This is a genomic window from Streptomyces sp. NBC_01498, assembly GCF_036327775.1.
Classification (GTDB): domain Bacteria; phylum Actinomycetota; class Actinomycetes; order Streptomycetales; family Streptomycetaceae; genus Streptomyces.
This window is the reverse complement of sequence record NZ_CP109598.1, coordinates 6402490-6425090: the sequence shown is the minus strand read 5'-3', so window position 1 is coordinate 6425090 and position 22601 is coordinate 6402490. Positions and strand designations below refer to the sequence as shown.

General features: G+C 72.2%; 4 protein-coding genes. All 4 read right to left on the bottom strand.

Annotated elements, in window-relative coordinates:
• Window positions 1–36: 36 nt before the first annotated feature.
• The gene (locus OG875_RS27380) at window positions 37–9318 is read right to left on the bottom strand and encodes an SDR family NAD(P)-dependent oxidoreductase (RefSeq protein ID WP_330176888.1); all 9282 of its coding nucleotides are present in this window, start codon (window positions 9316–9318) and stop codon (window positions 37–39) included.
• A complete protein-coding gene (locus OG875_RS27375; RefSeq protein WP_330176887.1) occupies window positions 9315–18824 on the bottom strand; it encodes an amino acid adenylation domain-containing protein in 9510 nt (3169 codons plus the stop codon). Before OG875_RS27375 ends, OG875_RS27380 begins: the two co-directional genes overlap by 4 nt.
• Before the next feature lie 2 nt (window positions 18825–18826).
• The gene (locus OG875_RS27370; RefSeq protein ID WP_330176886.1) at window positions 18827–20125 is read right to left on the bottom strand and encodes an aromatic ring-hydroxylating oxygenase subunit alpha; all 1299 of its coding nucleotides are present in this window, start codon (window positions 20123–20125) and stop codon (window positions 18827–18829) included.
• 478 nt (window positions 20126–20603) lie between these two features.
• Window positions 20604–21845: an NAD(P)/FAD-dependent oxidoreductase gene (locus OG875_RS27365; protein ID WP_330176885.1), complete on the bottom strand. Its 1242-nt coding sequence runs from the start codon at window positions 21843–21845 to the stop codon at window positions 20604–20606.
• Window positions 21846–22601 lie beyond the last annotated feature (756 nt).

Genomic DNA, 22601 nt, shown 5'->3' with positions numbered 1-22601 from the left:
CTGTTCCCTCGCCGGTCATGTCTGTCCCCGCCCCGGTCATGCCTGTCCCCGTCCGCGCGGTCCGTCGTGCGCGAGCAGCGGACGCAGCAGGGCACTCAGGGCGGAGGTGGGTACGGACACGCCGTTCGGGGCGGGTACGGGCGCCGGGACGGGGGCGGATTCGTGGGGCGGGGTGGGCGGACGGTGTGCGGCCGGCGCCTCGTCGGCGGCGAGCCGCGCGGCGATCTCGTCGGCGGTGCGCGCCCGCATCAGCAGCGACGGATCGACGATCAGTCCGCTGCGCTGCTCCAGGGCCGTGGTCAGCTCGGCGATCACGAGGGAGTCCAGCCCGAGGGACGGGAGCGGGCGGTCCCCCGGGTCCTCTCCGAGGACGTGGACGAAGGCGTCCCTGACCCGTGCGCGCATCCCCGCGACCTGCTGCCCGTTGGGCGCGCCCACGGGAAGCCCGGGTGGTTCGGCCGGCACCGCCGCAGGCCCGGACCCGGTGAACCCGTTGGTGTGGATGGATCCGTCGGTGTGGATGGATCCGTCGGTGCGGGCGGGCTCGGCGGACGGGGTGGTCTCCGGGCGGGCGGCGGACGTGCTTCCCGGGAAGATCACGGCTCCGCCCGACCGCAGATGGTCGGCGAAGGCGTCCAGTGCCTGCTCGGCGCCGACCGAGTGCGCGGCGGAGAAGGACGCGTCCGCCTTCATGCCGATGCCCGTCCAGTTCGGCCACGCGTGCGCGGTGACCGTGGTGCCGATGTCGTTCTCCCGCTCGGCGAGGGCGAGTTGGTAGGCGTTGGCGAGGCTGTAGTCGACCAGGCCCCGGCCGGCCGACGCCTGCGTACCGGCGATCGAGGACACCAGGACGGCGAAGTCGGCGCCCTGGTCCCTCGCCAGCCGTACGACGTTCAGCGAGCCGGGGATCTTGGGGGCGAGCACCTTCCGGGCGTCGTCCCAGGCCCGGCGGTGCATCGCCCCGAACGGGTTGACTCCGCCGGAGGAGTGCACGACTCCGACCAGCCGGCCCCAGCGGCGGGCGAACTCCCCGGCCGCGTCGGCGAGCGCAGCCGGGTCGGACACGTCGCAGGCCAGGTACCCGACCTCGGCGCGCGCCGCCAGCGCCCGCAGGGGAGCGGAGGTCTCGGCATCGACGACCGACCGGCCGACGATGCCGATGTGCCGGGCACCCCGCTCGATCAGCCGCTCGGCCAGCCGCGCTCCGACGGCGCCCAGTCCGCCGGTGACCAGGTAGTACCCGGAGGAGGGCAGGGTGTACGACGGTCCGGCTGGCGCGGGCACCCGTTCCGGGACGTACCGGACGCCCTGCCGGTACGCGGCGACCACCGTGCCCGCGTCGTCCCCGGCCACCGGTCCGGCGCTCAGGGCGGCGTACTCGGCCACGAGACAGGCGGCCCGCACCTCGGCGGAGTCGGCCGGGTCCAGGTGGACGACCGCGGTGGGCTTACGGTTCTCCGCCCCGGCGGCCCGTACGGCGGCGGCCATGGCCGCCGCCTCCGGGGACAGGGCGCCGCGTTCGCCGGGGTGTACGGCCACACCGTGGAATCCGGCCCAGAGCAGCTTCCCGTGCGCGGGCAGGGACGTCATCAGACTGCCCAATTCGGCCCAGAAGGCGCTCAGTTCGACGGCCCGGTCGTCCGGTCCCCGGCTGCTGCCCGGGTTGCCGACCACGACGGTCGTGTCCGCGGGCCGGCCGGGCTCCACGACGATGGCGTTGCGGTCCCGGAGGGCCCTTGTCAGCGCCCACCCGATCTCGGGGTCGGCGGCGACCACGCGCACGGTTGCCGGGACGCCGACGAGCGGGGGCGCCAGTTCGCGGGCACGCCACTCGACGCGTACCGCCGCCGCACTGTCAGCCGCCGCCGGTACGCGTTCCGGCGCGCCGTTCGCCGCTGCCGGGGCCGGGGTGACCGTGGGGTCGACGGTGCGCCAGTACGAGCCCCGCGCGAAGGCATAGGTGGGCAGGTTCGTGACGCGGGCACCCGTGGCGGAGAGCGAGGCCCAGTCGATGTGGGCGTAGCCCTCCCTGACCAACTCCACGATGTCGGCGGGCCGGAGAGTGTCGGCACTGGTCCCGGCGCGGCGCGCGGCCTCTTCGGCGGTCAGGTCGATGTCGACCCGAGCGACCCGGACACGGCCGTCGGCGACGGAGCGGAGCTCGGCGGCGAGGTCGGCGGCCGTGCGGCCGTGCACCGCGGACTGGAACTCCATCGGGGAACGGCCGGTGTTCGCGGTGTGGCAGAGGTCGGCGGTCTCCCAGTCGTCGCGGGCCGTGTCGAACCGGTCCGCGTACGAGCCGGCGAGGGCGCGGAGTGCGGTCTCGTCCGCCGCACTCACCCGCATCACATACGAGTCCTGCACCGACGGCTCGCGTTCTTCCCGGGCCGGGGCTTCCTCCACGATCACATGCGCGTTCACCCCGCCCATACCGAACGCACTCACCGCAGCACGCCGAGGCTCACCACCCGCACGAGGCCACTCCACCGCACGGTCCGCCAGATAGAACGGCGTCTCCTCGAACCGAATATGGTCATTCGGCCGCACCACATGCAACGACGGAGGCACCACACCCCGCTCCATCGCCAACAACACCTTCACCAACCCGGCCAACCCCGCAGCCGGCTCCAAATGCCCCACATTCCCCTTCAACGAACCCAGCGCACAAAACTGCGAACCACCCGAACCCACCCCACCCCACGCACGGGACAACCCCTCCACCTCAATCGGATCACCCAGACTCGTCCCCGTCCCATGCGCCTCCACCAGACCAATCGACTCCACCGACACCCCCGCATCCCCCAAAGCCGCCAACACCACCTCCTGCTGCGCCCCACTGCTCGGCACCGTCAACCCACTCGTACGACCCCCGTGATTCACCGCACTCCCCCGCACCACACCCCGCACCCGATCACCATCACGCAACGCCGCACCCAACGACTTCACCACCACCGACACCACACCCTCCCCCGGCACAAACCCATCCGCCCCCGCATCAAACGGACGGGACGCGCCGGAGGGTGAGAGTGCGCGAAGGTTCTTCATCGCGACGTAGTGCAACGGGGACAGTGCGACCCGGACACCGGCGACGACGGCCTGTTCGCACTCGCCGTCACGGATGCTCCGCACCGCCGTGTGCAACGCGACCAAGGACGACGAACACAGGGTGTCGATCGTCATGCTCGGCCCGCGCAGATCCAGGAAGTAGCTCACCCGGTTGGCCAGGAAGGCGTTGTGGTTGCCCAGGCCGCTGGGTGCGTCCAGCTCCGGCTCGATGTTGTAGTCCTTGTAGTGCTGGTAGCTGGCACCGACGAACACACCGGTGGACGGGGACAGTTGACGCGGCGGAAGCCCGGCGTCCTCCAGCGCCTCCCAGGTCGTGCGGAGCAGCCAGCGGGCCTGGGGGTCGAGAACTTCGGCCTGCTTGGGGAAGAAGTCGAAGAACCGGGCGTCGAACTCCTCGACGTTGTCGAGGAATCCGCCGACGTCGGGTTCGTCCGCGTCGGCGTACCGGCCCCAGCGGTGGGCGGGAGCCGGTCGGATCTCCTCGCCCGCGCCGGCGAGCAGCGACCAGAACCGTTCGGCGTCGGGGGCGCCGGGGAGCGCCAGGGCCAGTCCGATGACGGCGATGTCCTGGTCGTTCACGGCCGGTTCGGCCGGAGGCCGGTCGTCGCCCTTGGACGGCGCGGCCCGCTCGTCCCGCGCGGGCGGGGCGAACGCGGCGTTGTCCGTGGGCGGGGCGAACGCGGTGTTGTCGGTGGGCGGGGCGGCGAACACGCCGTCGTCTGCCAGTTCGGCGACATGTGCGGCGAGAGCACGGCAGTCGGCTGCGTCCAGGACGTCCGTGGGGCTCAGGCTCACCCCGTACGCCGCCTCGATGTCGGCCGCCACGGCGGTCGCGAGCATCGAGTCGAGTCCCACCGTCGACAGGGAGGTCGTCGCCATGACGCGGGGGTCGTGGAGGACGTCCCGTACCACGGCGACGATCGCGGCCTCCGCCGCGGCGGCCTGCGGAGCGCGGCGGGCGGGCGCGGGTGCGGGCCGTGGGGTGTCGTTCCCGGTGACGGTCCGGTACTCGATGCCGTCGAGCCGGAGCAGTACCCGTCCGTCGGCGGCGAGGAGGGACGCGTCGCCGCGCCGCGTGCCGTCGCTGTCGGGTTCGGCGCCTTCGAGCAGGACGAACGCCGCCTGTGCCGTGTCGGCCCAGCGCACCGCCCGGCCGATGGAGACCGGCAGATAGGTGGCCGACGGTGCCGAGGCGTCCGCCAGCGTGAGGACGGCCATGGACTGGAGGGCTGCGTCGAGCGCGACCGTCGCGGCCTCCAGGGTGCTGCCGCCGGGCAGGTCGAGCCGTACGAGCACCCGGTCGGGCCCGTAGTGGACCTCGGCCACGGACCGCAGCGGCGCGGTGAACTCCATGCCCTTCGCCGCGAACCAGGCGTAGAGACCGGCCGGTTCCAGTGTCCGGTCGAGGACGGCCCGCAGGTGGTGGAGGTCCACCGGGGCGGGCGGCGTGGCCGGGGCCTCGGCGGGGGTGAGCCGGGCGATGACCCGCCCGGCGTGCCGGAAGGTGGCCGGTCCGGTACGGGCGGGGTCGTCCAGATCGCTGGTGAGGGGATGGTCGCCGGTCCCCCGGCCGGTGAAGGTGATCTGCCGCAGCGCACGGCTCGTCAGGAGACCGAGCGCGACCGGCAGCGCGCCGGGGACGGTCTCCTCCCCCAGGACATGGTGGGCACGCGAGAGCCGCCGTACGACGTCGGCCGTGTCGGCTGCGGTCGGGGCGGCGACCCCCACCGCCGGTTCCGTTCCCTCCGCCTCGGGTCGCGGGCCGAACGGATAGGGCGGGAGGGCGGTTCGGTGCGCCGGCACCCCGGGGTGCACCGGGGCCCAGTCGACGGTGCCGCCGCCGGCGTAGCGGAAGGCGGGGCCGCTGAGCCCGGTCGACGCGGCGTCCAGCACCGTTCCACCGCGCAGGACGGTGCCCGGGGCCCGGTCCGCCAGGCGTATCGCGGTGGCGAGCCCGGCGCTCAGCTCGTCGGCCGTGGCTCCCAGAACCGCCACCCGGTACGCCTGGTGGTCGCGTCCGACGGCGCTGGAACGGCACAGAGCGCCGAGGCTTTCCGCGTGCTGCCCCTGCGTCACCAGTGAGCGGACGTCCGCCAGGCGCCGGGTCAGGGCCTCGGGGGTGTGCGCCGACAGGACCAGCAGGTGCTCGTCCGGTCCGGGGGCGGTGGCCGTACGGCTGTCCCGGGAGGGCTCGTTCCGGGGCGGCCCGGTGTACTCCTCCACGACGATGTGCGCGTTCGTCCCGCCCATGCCGAAGGAGCTGATGCCCGCCCGGCGCGGCCCGTCCGAGGTCCAGGGTCCTGGCTCGACGGGGATCACGAACGGCCCGGCGGACAGGTCCAGATGGCTGCTGGGGGTCTCGAAACCGGCGACGGGCGGGATCTCGCCGTGCCGCAGGCACAGCAGTACCTTCAGCAGTCCGGCGAGTCCGGCCGCGGGCTCCAGGTGTCCGATGTTGCCCTTCACGGTGCCGAGGTGGCACGGCTCGGCGCGCCCCGGGTCACCGCCGAACACCTCGGTCAGCGCGGCGATCTCGATCGGGTCGCCGAGCCGGGTCGCCGTACCGTGCGTCTCGATCAGGGAGACGTCGGCCGGGGCCAGTCCCGCGTCGTCCAGTGCCGCCCGGACGACGGCGGCCTGGGCCTCGCTGCGCGGCACCGGCAGTGCGCTGCCACGGCCCCCGTGGTTGACGGCCGTACCGCGGATGACACCCCAGATCAGGTCGCCGTCCCGTTCGGCGTCGGCGAGCGGCTTCAGCATCATGGCCAGCGTGCCCTCGCCGGGCAGGAACCCGTCGGCCCGCTCGTCGAAGGGCCGGGGCCGGGTGTGGGACAGGGCGCCGAGCTGGCTGAGGCTGCGGTAGTACCAGGGAGTCAGACCGACCTGGCAGGCCGCGACGATCGCGGCGCCGCAGTGTCCCGCGCGCAGCGCGGCGACCGCCTGCTGGACGGCGACGAGGGACGACGAGCAGAGGGTGTCGACGGTCTGCGAAGGGCCGGTGAGATCCAGCGCGTACGAGATCCGGTTGGCCAGCACCGCGTTCATGGAGCCGAGCGCGGTGTGCGGTCCGACGGTCTCAAGTCCCTGTGTGTCGCGGTGGTGCGTGTAGGTGGCGCCGACGAAGACGCCGATGTCGCGGCGGCCGGCGAGACCGCTGTCGTCCCGTACCGTCCAGGCGTGTTCCAGGAGCAACTTCTGCTGGACGTCCATGTCTTCGGCCTCGCGTACGGAGATGCCGAAGAAGGCCGGGTCGAAGCGGTCGACTCCGGTGACGAAGGCGCCGGTACGGCAGTAGGTGCCGGTCATGCCGGGGCCGCGCTGCTCGAAGTGGGCGTCGATGTCCCAGCGTTCGGCCGGTATCTCGGTGAACGCGTGACCGCCGGAGCGGAGCAGGGGCCACAGCTCCGTCACGCCGCCGGCCGCGCCCGGGAGATCGCCGGACACGGCGACGATCGCCACGTCCGCGTCGCGGCCGGTGGCCGGGTGGTGCCGCCTACGGCCTGGGTCCTCCGGGTGGTCGGGGTCGTCCGAGCCGTGGGAGTCGTTCGGCGAGGCGGCGGGGACGGACTCAGCTGTCCCAGCGGGCTCTGCCGAATTGACGGGCGCGGCCGTCCCACCGACCTCACCGGTCACCGGCCCGGCATTCCCCGACCCGGCGCCCTCCGGTGGCGCGACCGCGACGGCCGCGCCGTACCGGCCGGTCAGGGCCTCGACCAGCTCGGAGAATTCGCCGTACTCCAGGAAGAGCGTCGCCGGAAGCTGGATGCCCCACCTGCGGGACAGCTCCTCCGACAGTTCGACGCTCATGATGGAGCTCATGCCGTAGTCCGAGAGGGCGGTGTCGCGGTCGAAGGACGTGACGCCCAGCCGCTCCGCCAGGAATCGTTCCAGGGCGTCCCCGACGCGCTCCCCCGCTCCCTCGGCGCCGACTTCGACGGCCTCGTGTCCGGCGTCGGGCTCCTCGGCGGGTACGCCGGAGGATGCCCCGTCCACCGCACCCGGGGCCTCGATCTCGATCACCACGTCACCGGCGTCCGGGTGGGCGACGACCACCTGACGGGGGCCTTCCTCCGCACCCAGGAGGGCGATCAGCGCGTCCAGGCCCTCCGCGGTGTCCAGCGGCCGGACTCCGCGCTTCCGCAGTTGTTCCGCGACAGCCGTGCCCATGCCCACCTCGCCCCACAGGCCCCAGGCGACGCTCAGCCACGGCGTTCCGTGCGCGTGCGCGAAAGCGTCGAGGTAGGCGTTGGCCGCCGCGTATCCGCCCTGGCCGAGGTTGCCGAACGTGCCGGAGACCGACGCGAACAGCACGGCGAAGTCCAGGTCGTGCCCGGCCACCGCGGCGGCCAGTTCCCTGACGCCGTCGGCCTTCGGCCGCATCACCGCCTCGATGTCGCCGACGGTGGCGCTGCGGATCAGCCCGTCCCTGAGCGTGCCGGCGGCGTGGACCACGCCGTGCAGCTCACCGAACTCCGCGCGGAAACCCTCCACCAGGGCGGTCAGGGCACCGGGAGCGGTCACGTCCACGCCGTAGGAAACGACCTCGCACCCGCGCGCGCCGATCGCGGCCGTCCGTTCGTGGTCGGCACCGGCCGCTCCGGAACGGCTGACCAGCGCGACGACCCCGGCGCCCTCCCGCGCGAACCGGTCGGCGACCTCCAGGCCCAGCCCGCCGTGCCCCCCGAGGACGAGATAGCGGCCGCCCTGTCTGATGGGGCCCTTGGCGCCGTGGGGCGCGGCGTACGCGGACCGGTCGCGTACCCGTACGGGTACGTGGCGGACTCCCCGCCGGTGGCCGACCTCGGTGGGACCGCCCGTGTCGCCGAGTTCGGCCAGCAGGGCGCGGAGCGCGTCGTCGGAGGGCCCGTCGAGGTCGAGGAGGCGAGGGCGCAGGCCCGGGTACTCGATGGCGGCGGTGCGGACGAAGCCCCACAGGGCGCCGCGCGCGGGCACCGGCCGGTCGCCGTGCGCGACCGGCTGCCCGTTGGTGGTCACCACGTGGAAGCGGGACGTGCGCTGCCGTTCGCCGAGGGTGCGCAGGGCCGCGAGGCAGCCGTACAGACCGAGGCGGAGTTCCGTCTCCTCGCCCGGCTCGCCGGCGGGCGCGTCCTCGGCGTTCCACAGGTGCACGACACCCGTGACCGGTTCCCCGATCTCCTCCCAGAGCTGCCGGAACGCCTGCTCGTCCGGCCGTGCGAGCACCCGCCGGTCGCGGTCGGGCGCGGTCGCCCCGGGCGCTCCGGTGCCGACCTCCACCACGCGGGCTCCCTCGGCGCGCAGTCGCCGGGCGGTGCGCTCGCCCAGGCCGCCCGTAGCGCCGTGGTGCAGCACCACCCAGGTCCCCGTCGCGGGGTCGTGCCGCTCGCCGGTCGCCGGCGCGGGCCGCCAGTCGATCCGGGAGATGGGCAGCGTGGCCGCTCTCGGCGGGGCCGGGGTGGCCGCCGGCCGGGACACGGCGGCCGTACGGCGCATCCGCAGCCCCTCGAACTCCGCGACGACCTCGTCCGACGGCCCCAGCAGCTGGGCGTCGGCGGTCGCGTACGCCCCGTCGACCCCGGTCCGGCGCACCAGGACGGTGGCACCGGCCGACAGGGCCGAGAGATCGGCGAGGACCGCGAGGCGGGCGAGGCCGATCGGCAGCATGGGATACGGGCCGGCCTCCCCCGTGAGGTCCTGAAGCGCGCAGCTGACGACCTGGAACACGCCGTCCACCAGCAGCGGATGGGCGTACCAGGGCATGGGCTCGGCGCCGGACCGCAGGGTGGCGCGGGCCACGCCGCCCTGCGTGACGGCGAGTTCGCCGACGGTACGGAAGTCGGGACCGTACTCCAGGCCCTCCCGCGCCCAGCTCGTGTACAGCCGCTCCGGCGTCAGCGTCCGCGCACCCGTCGTCGGACGGCCGGTTGCGGCGGGCGGGGCCTGGACGGTGTCCGGGAGCAGTCGGCCGGTGCCGGTGGACAGCGGCTTGCGTTCGCCGGCGACCACGGTGCTCAGCTCGAAGCGGGCCGGCGGGCCGAAGGACACGTCGAGCCGGACGGGAGCCGCCGCGCCGTCGGCGACGGTGAGGGGGCGCAGGAAGGTCACATCGGTGAGTTCCAGCGGGGTGAACGGCCGCCGCCTGGCGATCGCCACCATCGCCATCTCCAGCTGCACCGCTGCGGGCAGCAGCCCGGTCCCCGCGGAGCGGTGCTGGGCGATGAAGGGCTCCTGGCCCGTGAACGTCTTCTCGTAGGTCTCGCCGGGGTACGTCACTGTCCCTCGTTCCCGTACTCGTAGTGACGGTCGAACAGCGGGTGACTCAGGGTGCTCGCCGTCGTCCCGGTGGCGCGGCGTACGGGCGGTGCGGACAGCTCCTGCCTGTTGAACGGGTAGGTCGGGATGGTGACGGTGCGCCGCCCCTTGCCCTCGTGGAGCCCGGCCCAGTCCAGCTCGGTACGGGTGTGGTTGTAGTGCTCGGCCACCGCCTTGTGCAGTTGCGCCTGGTCGGAACGGTCCCGCCGCAACGTGCTGACCCACGCGGGCTGTTCCGTACCCCACGAGGCTTTCGCGAGCGACGTGAGCTGGGGGTGCGCGCCGATCTCCCACACCACGCCGGGACCGGTCTCCGCGACCGCTTCCAGTGCCTGCGAGAAACGCACCGGTTCACGGATCCCGCGACCCCACAGAGCTGGAGCGGAACCCACCTCGGGCGCGTACCAGTTGCCGGTCACGGTCGACGCGAACCCGATGTCCGGTGCGGACAGGGCCAGTTGGGCGACCGCGTCGGCGAACGGCGTCACGGCGCCCTCCATGGACGCCGAGTGGAACGCGTGGCTCACCGCCAGCCGCTGGGTCCGCAACCCCGAGTCGCGGCAGAACGCGTCGATGGCGTCCACCGGACCCGACACCGTGACCGACCGGGGCGCGTTGAACGCCGCGATCTCGACGCCGGGGAAACGAGCCACCGCCGGCAGGGCGGTGTCCGCGTCCGCGTGGACCACCGCCATCGCGCCGTCGTCCGGCTGGGACTCCATCAACCGGCCGCGCAGCGCGGTCAGTTCGAGCAGGTCCCCGAGATCCATGACTCCCGCCGCCCAGGCCGCCGTCAGCTCACCCAGGCTGTGACCCACCACCACATCGGGCCGCACCCCGACCGACTCCAGCCACCGCACCAGAGCCACCTGCACGCTCACGATCGCCGGCTGCGCGTACGCCGTCCGCCCCAGCCGCCCGGTGTCCTCACCGAACAGCAGCTCACGCAGGGGCACTTCAGCCTGACCCCCCAGCAACTCCGCACACTCGTCCAGCGCCGCCCGGAACACCGGCTCCGCCGCGTACAACCCACGGCCCATCCCCACGTACTGCGAACCCTGACCCGTGAACATGAATACCGAAGGCCGCGCTTTTCCGCCCTTGCGGGAGAAGAGTCCCTCACCGGTCGCGACATTCTTCAGCCCGGCGGCGAGTTCACGGGAATCGGCGCCTTGCACCGCCACTCCGTAACGGTGCGAAGCCCGGCCGGTGTTCGCGGTGAAAACGAAGTCCCCGAGCTTTTCCTCCGATGTGTCGATCAGAGCTTCGGCATAGCCGTCGGCGAGGGCGCGGAGTGCGGTCTCGTCCGCCGCACTGACCCGCACCACATACGAGTCCTGCACCGACGGCTCGCGTTCCTCCCGAGCCGGGGCTTCCTCCACGATCACATGCGCGTTCACCCCACCCATCCCGAACGCACTCACCGCAGCACGCCGAGGCTCACCACCCGCACGAGGCCACTCCACCGCACGATCCGCCAGATAGAACGGCGTCTCCTCGAACCGAATATGGTCATTCGGCCGCACCACATGCAACGACGGAGGCACCACACCCCGCTCCATCGCCAACAACACCTTCACCAACCCGGCCAACCCCGCGGCCGGCTCCAAATGCCCCACATTCCCCTTCAACGAACCCAGCGCACAAAACTGCGAACCACCCGAACCCACCCCACCCCACGCACGACTCAGACCCTCCACCTCAATCGGATCACCCAGACTCGTCCCCGTCCCATGCGCCTCCACCAGACCAATCGACTCCACCGACACCCCCGCGTCCCCCAAAGCCGCCAACACCACCTCCTGCTGCGCCCCACTGCTCGGCACCGTCAACCCACTCGTACGACCCCCGTGATTCACCGCACTCCCCCGCACCACACCCCGCACCCGATCACCATCACGCAACGCCGCACCCAACGACTTCACCACCACCGACACCACACCCTCCCCCGGCACAAACCCATCCGCCCCCGCATCAAACGGACGCAGGGCCTGGGTGGGGGAGAACGACCGCAGCCGTGCGCCCAGTTGGAAGTACTGCGGTGACATCGCCAGGTGCACGCCCGCGACGACGGCCTGTTCGCACTCGCCCTCGCGGATGCTCCGCACCGCCGTGTGCAACGCCACCAGGGACGACGAACACAGGGTGTCGATCGTCATGCTGGGGCCGTGGAGATCCAGGAAGTAGCTGACCCGGTTGGCCAGGATCGCGTTGTGGTTGCCCAGGCCCGCCGCCGTCTGCACGACGTCCCCGACGACCATGTCGCGGTAGTGCTGGTAGCTGGCGCCCACGAACACACCGGTGGATCTGGGGGCTCTTCCCGCCTGGCCGGCGTCCTCCAGGGCCCGCCAGGCGGACTGGACGAGATGACGCTGCTGGGGGTCGATCCACTCCGCCTCGGCGGGCGACAGCCGGAAGAACCCGGCGTCGAAGTCGGTCAGCCCCTCGATGAACCCGGCGCGCCGGAGGTAGACGGTGCCGGGCTTGCCCTCCGTGCCGTAGTACGAGTCGATGTCCCAGCGGGAGGCGGGCACCTCGCTCAGGCAGTCCACGCCCTCCAGCAGGACCTGCCACAGCTCGTCGGTGTTCGCGGCGTTCGGGAACACCCCGTCGAAGCCGATGATGGCGATGTCGTGCCGGTCGGTCTCCTCACGCGGCGCGGCGGCGGCGCGCTCGACCACCTGCGCGCGGGCCGAGACCGGAGGCGGAGCCGTGACCGGCGCCGGAGCCTGGACCGTCGCACGGAACGGGTCCGGAGCCGGGGCCGGAGACGGGCCGGGCGCCGGAGCGGGGTCCGGCATCCGGTCCCGTATCGGGTCCGGGGCCGGCTCGGAGCGCTCCTCGGGCACGGCGGTCGGCGACGCCCCGCCCGTGTCCCGCGCGTCGGCACCGGCGGGCGCCGTCGCCCCGTACTCGTCCCTCAGTTCGGCGGCCAGGCGATCGACGGTGCCGACCTCCAGGAGCAGCGTCACGGGAATGTCCACGTCCAGCTTGGCCCGGATGTCCTGGGCCAGCGAGACCGCGAGCATGGAATCGAGCCCCTGCTCCTGGAGCGGCCGGTCCGTCTCCAGCTCGTCGACGTCCAACTCCAGTGCGGCGGCCACCCATTGGGCCAGGGCCGAGTCGAGACCTCCGGTCGCCGGGCGCCCGGGGGCCCGCGTGGGACGGTGTCCGTTGGACAGGCGCGCCGGGGTCGCCGCCGGAGTCGGTGACGCACCCGCCGAGGCGCGGTGGCCCTTCCAGGTGTCACTTCCCGCGGCCCCCGACGGCGGCGCGTCGGAGAGGCGCTTCCAGGTGATCCCGCGCGCTTCCAGTACGGGTTCGTCGCCGTCGAAGACGACGAGGCTCGCGGTCAGCAGACCGGAGTCCCGTCCGGTGTCCCGGTCCCTCCGGGCGTACACCTGGGCGGCGGCGGGAAGCCGGCCGAGGACGGTGAACCGCTCGATGGAGAACGGCACATACAGTCCTTCCGCGCCGCACGCGGCGAGCGCGATCTGGAAGGCACCGTCGAGCAGCCGGGCGTCCACCGGGCCGTCGGTGCGCGCGTCCCCGCGCAGCACACCCACCGCCTGCCCCGGCGCCACGGACAGCGCGGACACGGTCCGGAAGCCGGCGCCGTAGCTGAGTCCGGCACGTTCGAACGCGTCGTACATCGCGTCGAGGGCGACGGTGGTGAAGCCGTCGGTGCCGACCGCCGGGGTGAGCGTCGTCCGCTCGGGGGCGGTGAGGTCGACGGTGCAGACGAGGGAGCCGGAGCCGTCACGGAAGGCGATGGAAGCGTTGTCGCGTTCGGCCGTGAGGGTCGCGGGGGCCTCGACGGCCGCCCGGAAGGTGAGGTCCCGCAGACCGAACCGCTCCAGGCCGACGAGCTCGGCCACCTTGCCGGGGTAACCGGCGCCGGGCAGCGTCGGTTTGCCGAGTACGAGGTGTTCCTCGGCCTCCGGGTGCCGGGTCCATGTGCTCGTCGTACGGCCGGGCTCACCGTCACCCGACGACACGGCAGCCACAGTGGGCGCGTCCGGCACCGGGGGCACCGCGGACGTGTCCGGCACCCCGGGCACCTCGGCGGGTTCCAGCCAGAGGTACTTCTCCGTGTGCGGCGCGGTCGGGAACCGTACGCCCTGACGGAGCCTCCGCCCGGTGGGCAGGGCTGCCCCCGCGACGAACGCGCGGGCGCTCCCGGTGAGAGCCTCCCTGTCCTGTCCGAGACCGATCGGCCCCGTCGCCGCCCCGGTCTCGGGCACCACCCCCACATGGAGGGAGCGGATGTCCGCGACCCCGGCGAGGAACAGCCGCAGCTTGTCCTCCAGTTGCTCGACGGAGTCCGCGACGCAGGCCAGCCGGTGCGCCGCGGCGGGCCGCCGCCGGCTCGCCTCGCTCAGCTCGTCCAGGGACGGGCAGTACGCGGAACGCAGCATCAGCACCAGGCGGTTGGCCAGGGTGCGCAGCGCGTCGTCCGATCCGGCGGAGAGGGTCAGCAGCCGGGGGCCGGGCTCCGTACCGTCCGGGCCGCCGGCGGGTCCGGCCTCGATCACCGCGTGGGCGTTCGCGCCGCCGAAGCCGAAGCTGCTGATTCCCGCGACGCGCGGGCCGGGGCCCCACGGCAGCAGCCGGTCGGCGACGAACAGGGGCGAACCGTCGAAGTCGAAGGACGTGTTGGGGGTACTGAAGTTCAACGACGGCGGAACGTAACCCGCTTGGAGCGCCAGGATCGTCTTGATCAGCCCGGCGATGCCCGCGGCCGGCTCCAGATGGCCGATGTTGGTCTTGACCGAACCCACCGCGACCGGCCCCCGGCCGGCCGGCTCGCCCAGGACGGCGTGCAGGGCTTCGAGTTCGATGAGGTCGCCCAACTGGGTCCCGGTGCCGTGGGCTTCGACGTAGCCGATGTCGGCCGCCGTACGCCCGGAGCCCGCCAGCGCCTTGCGCAGTACGGCCTCCTGGGCCGGCCGGCTGGGCGCGGTGAGGAATCCGGCGCTGCCCCCGGTGTGGTTGACGGCGGTGCCCCGGATCACGGCGAGGACGGGGTCGCCGTCCCGTACGGCGTCGGCGAGCCGCTTGAGGATGACGGCGCCGGTGCCCTCTCCTCGTACGTAGCCGTCGGCGGCGTCGTCGAAGGTGCGGCACACGCCCTGCGGGGAGAGCATCCCGTTCCGGGCGAAGGAGCGTGTCTTGGTCGGGGTGAGCACCAGGTTCGCGGCCCCGACGACGGCCGCGTCCACGTCGCCCGCCCGCAGATGCATGGCCGCCTGGTGCAGGGCGACGAGGGAGGACGAGCAGGCCGTGTCGACGACGAAGCTCGGTCCCGACCAGTCGAAGACGTGGGACAGCCGGTTGGCGACCATGGAGGCGGCGGTGCCCGTCGCCACGTGCGGGTCGCGGTAGCCGATGCTCCGCTCCACGATCTCCGGGAAGTCGCTCGCGATGGCGCCGACGAAGACACCGGTGGCGGCGCCGAGGGAGGTGTGATCGTGGCCGCAGCTCTCCAGTGCCTCGGCCGTCACGCTCAGCAGGGTCCGCTGGAGGGGGTCCATACGGCGGGCTTCGCGGTCGGTCAGTCCGAAGCGGGCGGGGTCGAAGTACTCGACACCGTCCACCCAGGCCATCGGCACGGCGTCGGTGTCGGACCACAGGTGGGCCCAGCCGCGTCTGCCGTCCGGGGCGTCCCGGACGCTGGACACGCCACCGACGAGGTTCTGCCAGAACTCGTCCGGTGTGGCGGCGCCGGGGAACCGGCAGGCCATGCCGATGACGGCGAGCGCGCCGTCGTCGGCCGGGCGGGCGGGCCCGGCGGGGGCCGGCCGCGTGACCGGCGCGGATTCCACGGAGGCCGGGACGACCGGAGTCGCCAACTCGGCGGCACGGGTATCGGGTTCGGTCCCGGGATCGGCCGACGCACCCTCGGTTGCCGCACCGTCGGTGACAGCGGCCTCGGGTACGGCGTGCTCCGTGACGGCGTCCTCGGCCTCCGGGGCGAGCAGCCGTACCACGCCCTCCGTGCCCAGCAGCCGGGCCAGCTTCATCGGCGTGCCGGTGGCGAAGATCGACGGGGCGGTGACGGTGGCGCCCAGTTCACGGCCGAGCTGTACGGCGGCGAACGTGACGTTGGCCGAATCGCCGCCCAGGTCGAAGAAGTTGGCGTGCGTGTCGAAGCGGGGATGGTCCAGCGTGGCCGCGAACACCCCGGCGATCGACTCCGCCAGTTCCTCCACCGTCATGGTCTCCGGCGATCCCGAGGGCGCGGGGGACTCCGCCGGTGCCTCGGCCGGTCCGGACGGTTCGGCCGGTCCGGCGGCCGAGAGGATGACGTTGTCCCGTGTGGGCGGCGGCAGTTCGGCGCGCGCCACCTTCCCGTTGCCGGTCAACGGAAGGGCGTCGAGGCCGACATAGGCGTCGGGCACCATGTAGCGGGGCAGGGAGCCGCCGACCAGCGCGTCGAGCCCGGACTTGGTCGCCGTACCGTCGCCCACCAGGTAGGCGGTGAGCCTCGGTTCGCCGCGTCCCTCGAACCGGGCCGCGACGACCACGGCGGCGGTGACGCCGTCGAAGGTCTCCAGCACCCGTTCGATCTCCGCCGGCTCGATGCGGTTGCCGCGTACCTTCACCTGGGCGTCGCGGCGCCCGAGCCACTCGATCGCGCCGTCCGTGTGCGCCCGTACCTCGTCACCGGTCCGGTAGAGCCGCACCCCGGTCTCCGGGTGGACGACGAAGACGGCATCCGTCAGGTCCGGCCGGCGGGCGTAGCCGCGGGCGAGTCCGGCGCCGGAGAGGTACAGCTCGCCAGCTGTTCCGGCCGCGCACGGCGCCAACTCCTCGTTCAGGACGTGGAGTTCCATGTTCGGGAGGGGTTCGCCGAGCGGCAGGAAGGAGCCCACCGAGGTGACCTGGTGGCACGAGGCCCAGATCGTCGCCTCGGTCGGGCCGTACAGGTTCCACAGCGCGCGGGCCGGTCCGTGCAGCCGCTCGGCGGTGGCCGGCGGCAGGGCCTCGCCGCCGGAGAGCACGGTGAGCCGTGCGTGCGGAGTCCAGCCGGTGCCCAGCAGCAGACGCCACAGGCTCGGCGTCGCCTGGGCCACGGTGACCTCGGCGGTGAGGGCGGCCAGCAGGGACGGGTCGCCCGCGGTCTCGCGCGAGGCGAGAACGACCGTCGCGCCGACGGTCAGTCCGAGGAACAGCTCCAGCAGGGAGATGTCGAACGCGACCGTGGTGTGCGCGAGGACGGTGTCGTCGGGCGAGACGCCGAGGCGTTCGCCGATTCCGGTGAGGAAGTTGGCCAGCGCGCCGTGCTCGATCTCCACGCCCTTGGGGTCGCCGGTCGATCCGCTGGTGAAGAGCAGATAGGCCAGGTCGGAGGAGGTGACCTGGGGCGGCACGGCCAGCGAGGAGCCGTCCGGCGCGGGCACACCACGCGCGTCGCCCAGCGTCGAACCGAGGACGTGCGTACGGGTGTCGGTGAGGATCAGGTCGCACCCCGAGACCTCCGCGTACCGCTTCAGCCGTTCCACGGGGTATCCGGGGTCCAGCGGCAGGAAGGCCGCCCCGGCCCGCAGGATTCCGAGCATGGCGGGGAGCAGCGGGAGGTCCCGCTCCATCAGTACGCCGACCACGGAACCGGACTCGATGCCCTGGTCGTGCAGGTCGGCGGCGACGGCGTCCGCCCAGGCGTCCAGGCCGGCGTAGTCGAGTGTGCGGGTACCACTGCGGACGGCGACGGAGTCCGGCCGGCCGGCGACCGTGGCCGCGAACAGGTCCAGCACGGTCCCGGTCGCCGACGGGCCGTCGGTGGTGTCCGGCTGCTGCGGGAGCGACTCCGGTGTCCGCGCCTCGGATTGCGGATCGGACTGCGAATCGGGCCGAGGATCGGTCCCCGGCTCGGGGTGGGGCTCGGGACGCGGCTCCTCGCCGTGGAGCAGGGCCGTCAGGACCAGGTCCTCGACCTGCTCGGTGAACTCCAGCGCCTCGGCCTCCGCCATCGCGGTCTCGCGTACGAAGACGGTGGGCGCGCCGTCCCGCAGGCACAGCAGCGCGATCTCGGTGTGCGGTTCGGCGGACGCCTCTTCCCCCGCGTCGCGGTCCAGCACCATGACGCGGGTGAAGCTCGGTTCGTCGGAGCCGAGCGGGCGGCCGGCCAGACCGAGCCGCAGTTCGAGGTCGCTCGCGTACCCCTGGCGGGCGGCGGCCTCGTCCAGTTTGTCCCGCAGGGACCGGGAGGTGTCGCCGTCGAACCGTACGGGGAACCGCGTGGCCGCGATGCCATGGGTCCGCTCCGCGAGGACCCGCGCGGACGCCGGTGACCAGGCGAAGTCGAAGACGGGCTCGCCGGTGCGCTCGGCCACGACGGTGAGGAAGGCGCGGACGACCGCGACGGCCTCCTCCCGTGAGCCCGGGGTGAAGGCCAGCTCGTAGCGGCCGTAGTGGGCCCCGGCGGCGGAGAAGTCCGCGGTGTCCAGGGCGGCGGGGCGCAGCGCCTCCAGCCGTGCGCGCCACCACGGTTCGTGGGGTCGCAGCGTCTTCTGGGCGGCGGCCATGCCGGCCAGCCGCTCGGCGGACACGGCGGGCAGCGGCGCGCCCGGGGTGATGCCGAGGCGCTGCGCGGCGGCCTGGCCGCTCAGCGCGCTGCCGTCGACGGCGGCGCAGTCGCTGAGTACGAGGTCGGCGTCCGGGGCGGCCAGGACGATGGCCGACGTGGTCACGGACAGCACCGTGGTCTCGGTACGCGGGTCCTCGCGCGGGATCAGCCTGACCTGACGGGTGAAGACGGCGCCCTGTTCGGTGACGAGGGTCGGTACCCCGAGCGGGTTCGGGAAGGAGCCGTAGTCCAGGGCCTTGGCGAGCCGGACGGCCTCGACGGCGGAGGTGCCGGCGTGGATGACACCGCCGGACGCCATGCGCGCGGACCGCCGGTAGAAGCGGCGTTCGCGGTCGCTCGTGTCGACGGGCTCGGGCAGGGTGCGCGCCACGACGTGCGGTACGAGCGCGGCGAAGAGGTCGATGCCCACCTCGGCCGTCTCGTACGTCAGCGACAGGGCGGTGGAGTGGTCGCGTACCGGGAACCAGCGTTCCAGCAGCACACCGCCGGCGTCCACGGCCTCCGTCATCCGGTGCCAGGTGGCGGCGTGCCGGGGCGCGCCCTCGTACAGCGCCCAGGCGGGGACGTGGCTGCCGGAGTAGCGGGGCAGCGGCCCGTCGTGGAAGTTGATCGCGGCCGTGGTCGGCAGGTCGAGGATCCCGGCGGGCAGGATCCGGAAGTTGACCATGCTGAACAGGTAGTCGAACGGCTGCGCCGAGAGCGTCGCCGACAGGTCGCCGTGCGGGTCGAACACGGGGATCTCATGGGTGCCCGCCCAGGTCACGACGGCGGGGTCGTCGCTGAAGACGCCCTCGATCCGTACGCCGGCGTCGAGGAGCCGGTCGGCGCACTGGGTGAGGACGCGGGTGCCGCCGATGATGAAGCAGTTGGCTGTCATGCTCACTCCGCGGCCTTCCCGTTCTCGGAGACGGACGCGAGGACCTCACCGTTGACGGCGGTGGCCGCGGGGGCCTCACCGTTGCCGGAGGCGGAGGCGGGGACCTCGCCGTTCGCCTCGGTGGACGCGCGTAGCTCGCCGTTCGGAGCGGTGTCCCGGGGCTCCGCCGACTCGGCCGCGACCCAGGAGTCGATCTGTGAGACGACCTCCTCGTCGAGCGAGAGCTGCCCCGGCGTCCACAGGGGGTTGGACAGGCCGCGGTGGGTCCGCTCGCACATCTCCCAGTCCTCGTAGTTGGCCTTGTCCCAGAGGGCGAACACGGCCTCGTGGGAGAAGTCCGCCTTGGCGGTCTCGGAGGGGTGGAAGAGCCAGAAGTGCCGGACGAAACAGGTGCCGGGGCTCTCGGGCCAGACCCACTGCATCATCACGTAGTCGGCCGTGAACCCGAAGAGGAGGTTGGGCAGGATCGTGATCCAGTTGATCCGCTGCCGGTCCGCCTCGGGTACCAGCTCCATCGGTGTCCGGCCGCTGCGTCCCGTCATGGAGACGGAGTTGTACGCCTTCCGGATGCTCTGCCACGCCCCGACGATGTCGCCCTTGAGGTCGTAGGTGCCGGCGTCGTCGAAGTCGGTGATGCGGTGCAGGTCCTTGTGTGCCGTGGGGAAGTGCAGGCTCTCGTTGACGTTGTGCGCGACGAGCTTCCAGTTCGAGGCGACCGGGTAGTCCTTGGCCTCGACGCATTCGAGGTCGGCCAGTTCGTAGACGCGGGCGAACTCACCGAACTCGCCGAGTGAGGCGTCGAGATCGGGGGCGTCGTCGGACAGGGCGATGAACACGACCCCGAACCGGACCTCGGTCCGCACCGGCAGCAGACCGTTCTTCTCCTTCTCGAAGAAGTTGTCGAAATAGGTGCCGTTGAGGCTCTTGAGCTTGCCGTTCCGGTCGTACACCCAGCAGTGGTAGAGGCAGACCAGGCTCTGCCGCTTGCCGGTGGCCTCCTCCACGAGCTTGTAGCCCCGGTGCCGGCAGTAGTTGTGGTACGCCTGGATCCCGTCGTCCCCGTGAATGATCAGGACGGAACCGGTGCCGATGTTCAGGGTGGCGTAGGAGCCCTTGTCCTTGAACCGGGAGACGTGGTCCACCGGGAGCCAGCGTCTGCCGTAGATACGGGACATCTCCCGCCGGTACTGCTCCTCGCCGGTGTAGAAGTCGTGTGACCTGCCGATGCCGCCCGTCTCGAAGTACGGCCTTTCATCGCCCTGTTCACTGATGAGATCGAACATGCTGGACGCACGCGTCATCTGCTGGTCTCCCTCAGAGGGTCAAGCGCATGGAATGCGGTGCGGGAACGTTGTTGGCGTCGGGGCTGCGACAAGGCCGCACCGAACCCCGGCATGGTGGGGCTGCGTGACAAGTGGAGGCTGAGAGGTGCTGTCCGGGCGGTGCCCGGTGAGGCGTGGGGACCCGGCCACCTGGCGGGCGACGGGAGAGGGGTGGTGGGGTCGGGAAGGGTCCGTTCGGGTCCCTCCGGGGGAATGCCGGAGGGACTCGAACGGGATCGGGCGCACGCCGTCGCGGGGAGAACGACGGCGGATCCGGCGACAACTCACCGGAGGACGACCGGCCTTGTGCTCAAGGGGTGCGCGAGACTGCGGGCGTGCGCGACGCGTGCGCGGCTCACCGGCGTACGGGCGGGTGACGGCACGTCGGGCGCACAGGTCCGACTCGTGTGCCCGGCTTGATGTGCCCCGGTCGGACGGTGCGGCGAACCGCCGGCCGTCAGGCGGACGGGTCGTAGATCCGCTTCTCCTCGGGCACTCCCGCGGAGTCGTAGAGACGCTCCAGGGCGTCCGGCGCGTAGACCTCGTAGTCCGGTACGACTCCGCCGATCAGGCCGAGCATCCGGTCGGTCCACTCCTGGGTCGCGCTCATCGCGGACATCGTCGCCTCGAAGAACGGCGGGAGTTCGGTGAGTTCGCCCAGCGTCGTCGTGAAGTCGTAGACGCCCGCGCTCTCCTCGTCGCGCAGTTTGTTGTACTCGGCCAGTGCCTCTTCCATCGGCCGCTCGCCGGCCAGGCCCTGGTGGACACGCTCCGCGAGGAGTTCACCGTGCGTGAAGGCGTCGGTGATGCCCCAGCCGGTGTACGGGTCCTTGTGATACCCGGCGTCGCCGACCAGCGCCCAACCGGGGCCGTGGGCGCGGCGATAGTAGTTGTCCGGGTAGCGCATGGGCTTGAAGTCCTCTTCGCGCCTGCCCTGGTCGCGCAGTTGCTCGCCCATCTCCGGCGAGACGTCGTCGAACACGGCCTGGAAGTTGGCCTCGACGTCCTGGCGGAATTCCTTGAGGTGGCGCTTGGTGCAGATGACGGCGAGCATGCTCACGTCGCCGTTGGTCGGCCAGGTGCCGAACCACTTCTCGTTGAAGCCGGTCCTGTGGTGCAGACCCCAGTCGAGACCGCTGAAGTACGAGTAGTAGATGAAGCCCGCGGCGGGGCGCACGTTGTACAGCTCCGCGCCGGCCCGCTTGGCGACCGTGGAGTGGAAGCCGTCGGCGCCGATGACGATCGTGGCACGGAACTCCCGCTCCGGCCCGTCCCCTTCGCGCCCCCGGATACCCGTCACGCGGCCGTCGGTGAAGAGGAGGTCGGAGACGGTGAAGCCTTCGATCACCTCGGCGCCGGCGCGGCGGGACGCGTTGAGCAGGATCTCGTCGAGCACGACGCGGCGCGGACAGTACACGGCGTCGATGCCGTCCACCGGCTCGGCGAATCCGTTGAGTTCGATGCCCCGGTAGGAGTAGTTCATCTTGCGGAGCGCCGGGGTCTTGGCCGCGATGATCTCGTCGAGCAGTCCCCACGACTGGAGCCGCAGCAGCCCCGCCTGGTGGATGTAGTGGGTGGATACCGCGTCGCTCGGGAACGAGGCCCGGTCCACGACGAGGACCCGGTGTCCCTCTCGGGCCAGGTGCATCGCGACCGGTGACCCGGCACAGCGTCCACCCACAACGATGACATCGTACATACGATCCCCCGTCAATTTGGTTTAAGGAACCTACGCACCGCTGCAAGCGGCGGGAGTACGACCGGGAGGCTATGGAAATCGACAGATGAAGGTCAAGCACGGGTAATAGCGAGGCAATGGAGGGGCGTCGAAAATCAGTCATTGGAATGATCCATTCCGCTCAAACACCCCATTCTTTGTCCCGTCTTGACGGCTTTTGACCGGCTCCGTTGTGACCTACATCACAAAGAAGTATGGACCTGGATCCGGCCAGCGTCGATAAAGAATTCAGCCCTTTTCGCAAAGCGAAGTTTTTGACTCCGGGCCGTACGACGGCAGGTCGCGAGCAGCTCCGGCCGATAATTAACCGGGCCGTACGTTTAAGTGGGCCGCACCACATGAACGCCGAGGCCACGGCCGCCTCCCGCCCCGCCTCCCGGCACCGTCGGCCGGGGCCCGCCGCCCCTCGACGGGCGTGATCGCGGGGCACAACCGGAACGCGGCCCCGACTCCGGACCGGAATCAGATGATCACTTTCGCAAAGTGGGGGCTTCCTGGTTCAATCCTCGGCCCAGGTTGGCGTATTCCGGTCGGCGGGTGAACTGGACCACCCACGCGAGGAGTTGGGGCCGAAGCGGGCACGGACGAGGCCCGGATCGGCGGGCGCCGGGCCGCTCTCGAGTGCGATCCGCAGGTCGCGTGGCCGGACACCGAAGACACGGCGTCACCGGAAGCTCCGGCCCCCGTTCCACGCTAGGCGCGTAGAACGGGCGAACC

Coding starts and splice junctions, on each gene's coding strand:
- OG875_RS27370 (WP_330176886.1), bottom strand. CDS start 20,125: ATGACGCGTGCGTCCAGCATGTTCGATCTCATCAGTGAACAGGGCGAT.
- OG875_RS27365 (WP_330176885.1), bottom strand. CDS start 21,845: ATGTACGATGTCATCGTTGTGGGTGGACGCTGTGCCGGGTCACCGGTC.
- OG875_RS27375 (WP_330176887.1), bottom strand. CDS start 18,824: ATGACAGCCAACTGCTTCATCATCGGCGGCACCCGCGTCCTCACCCAG.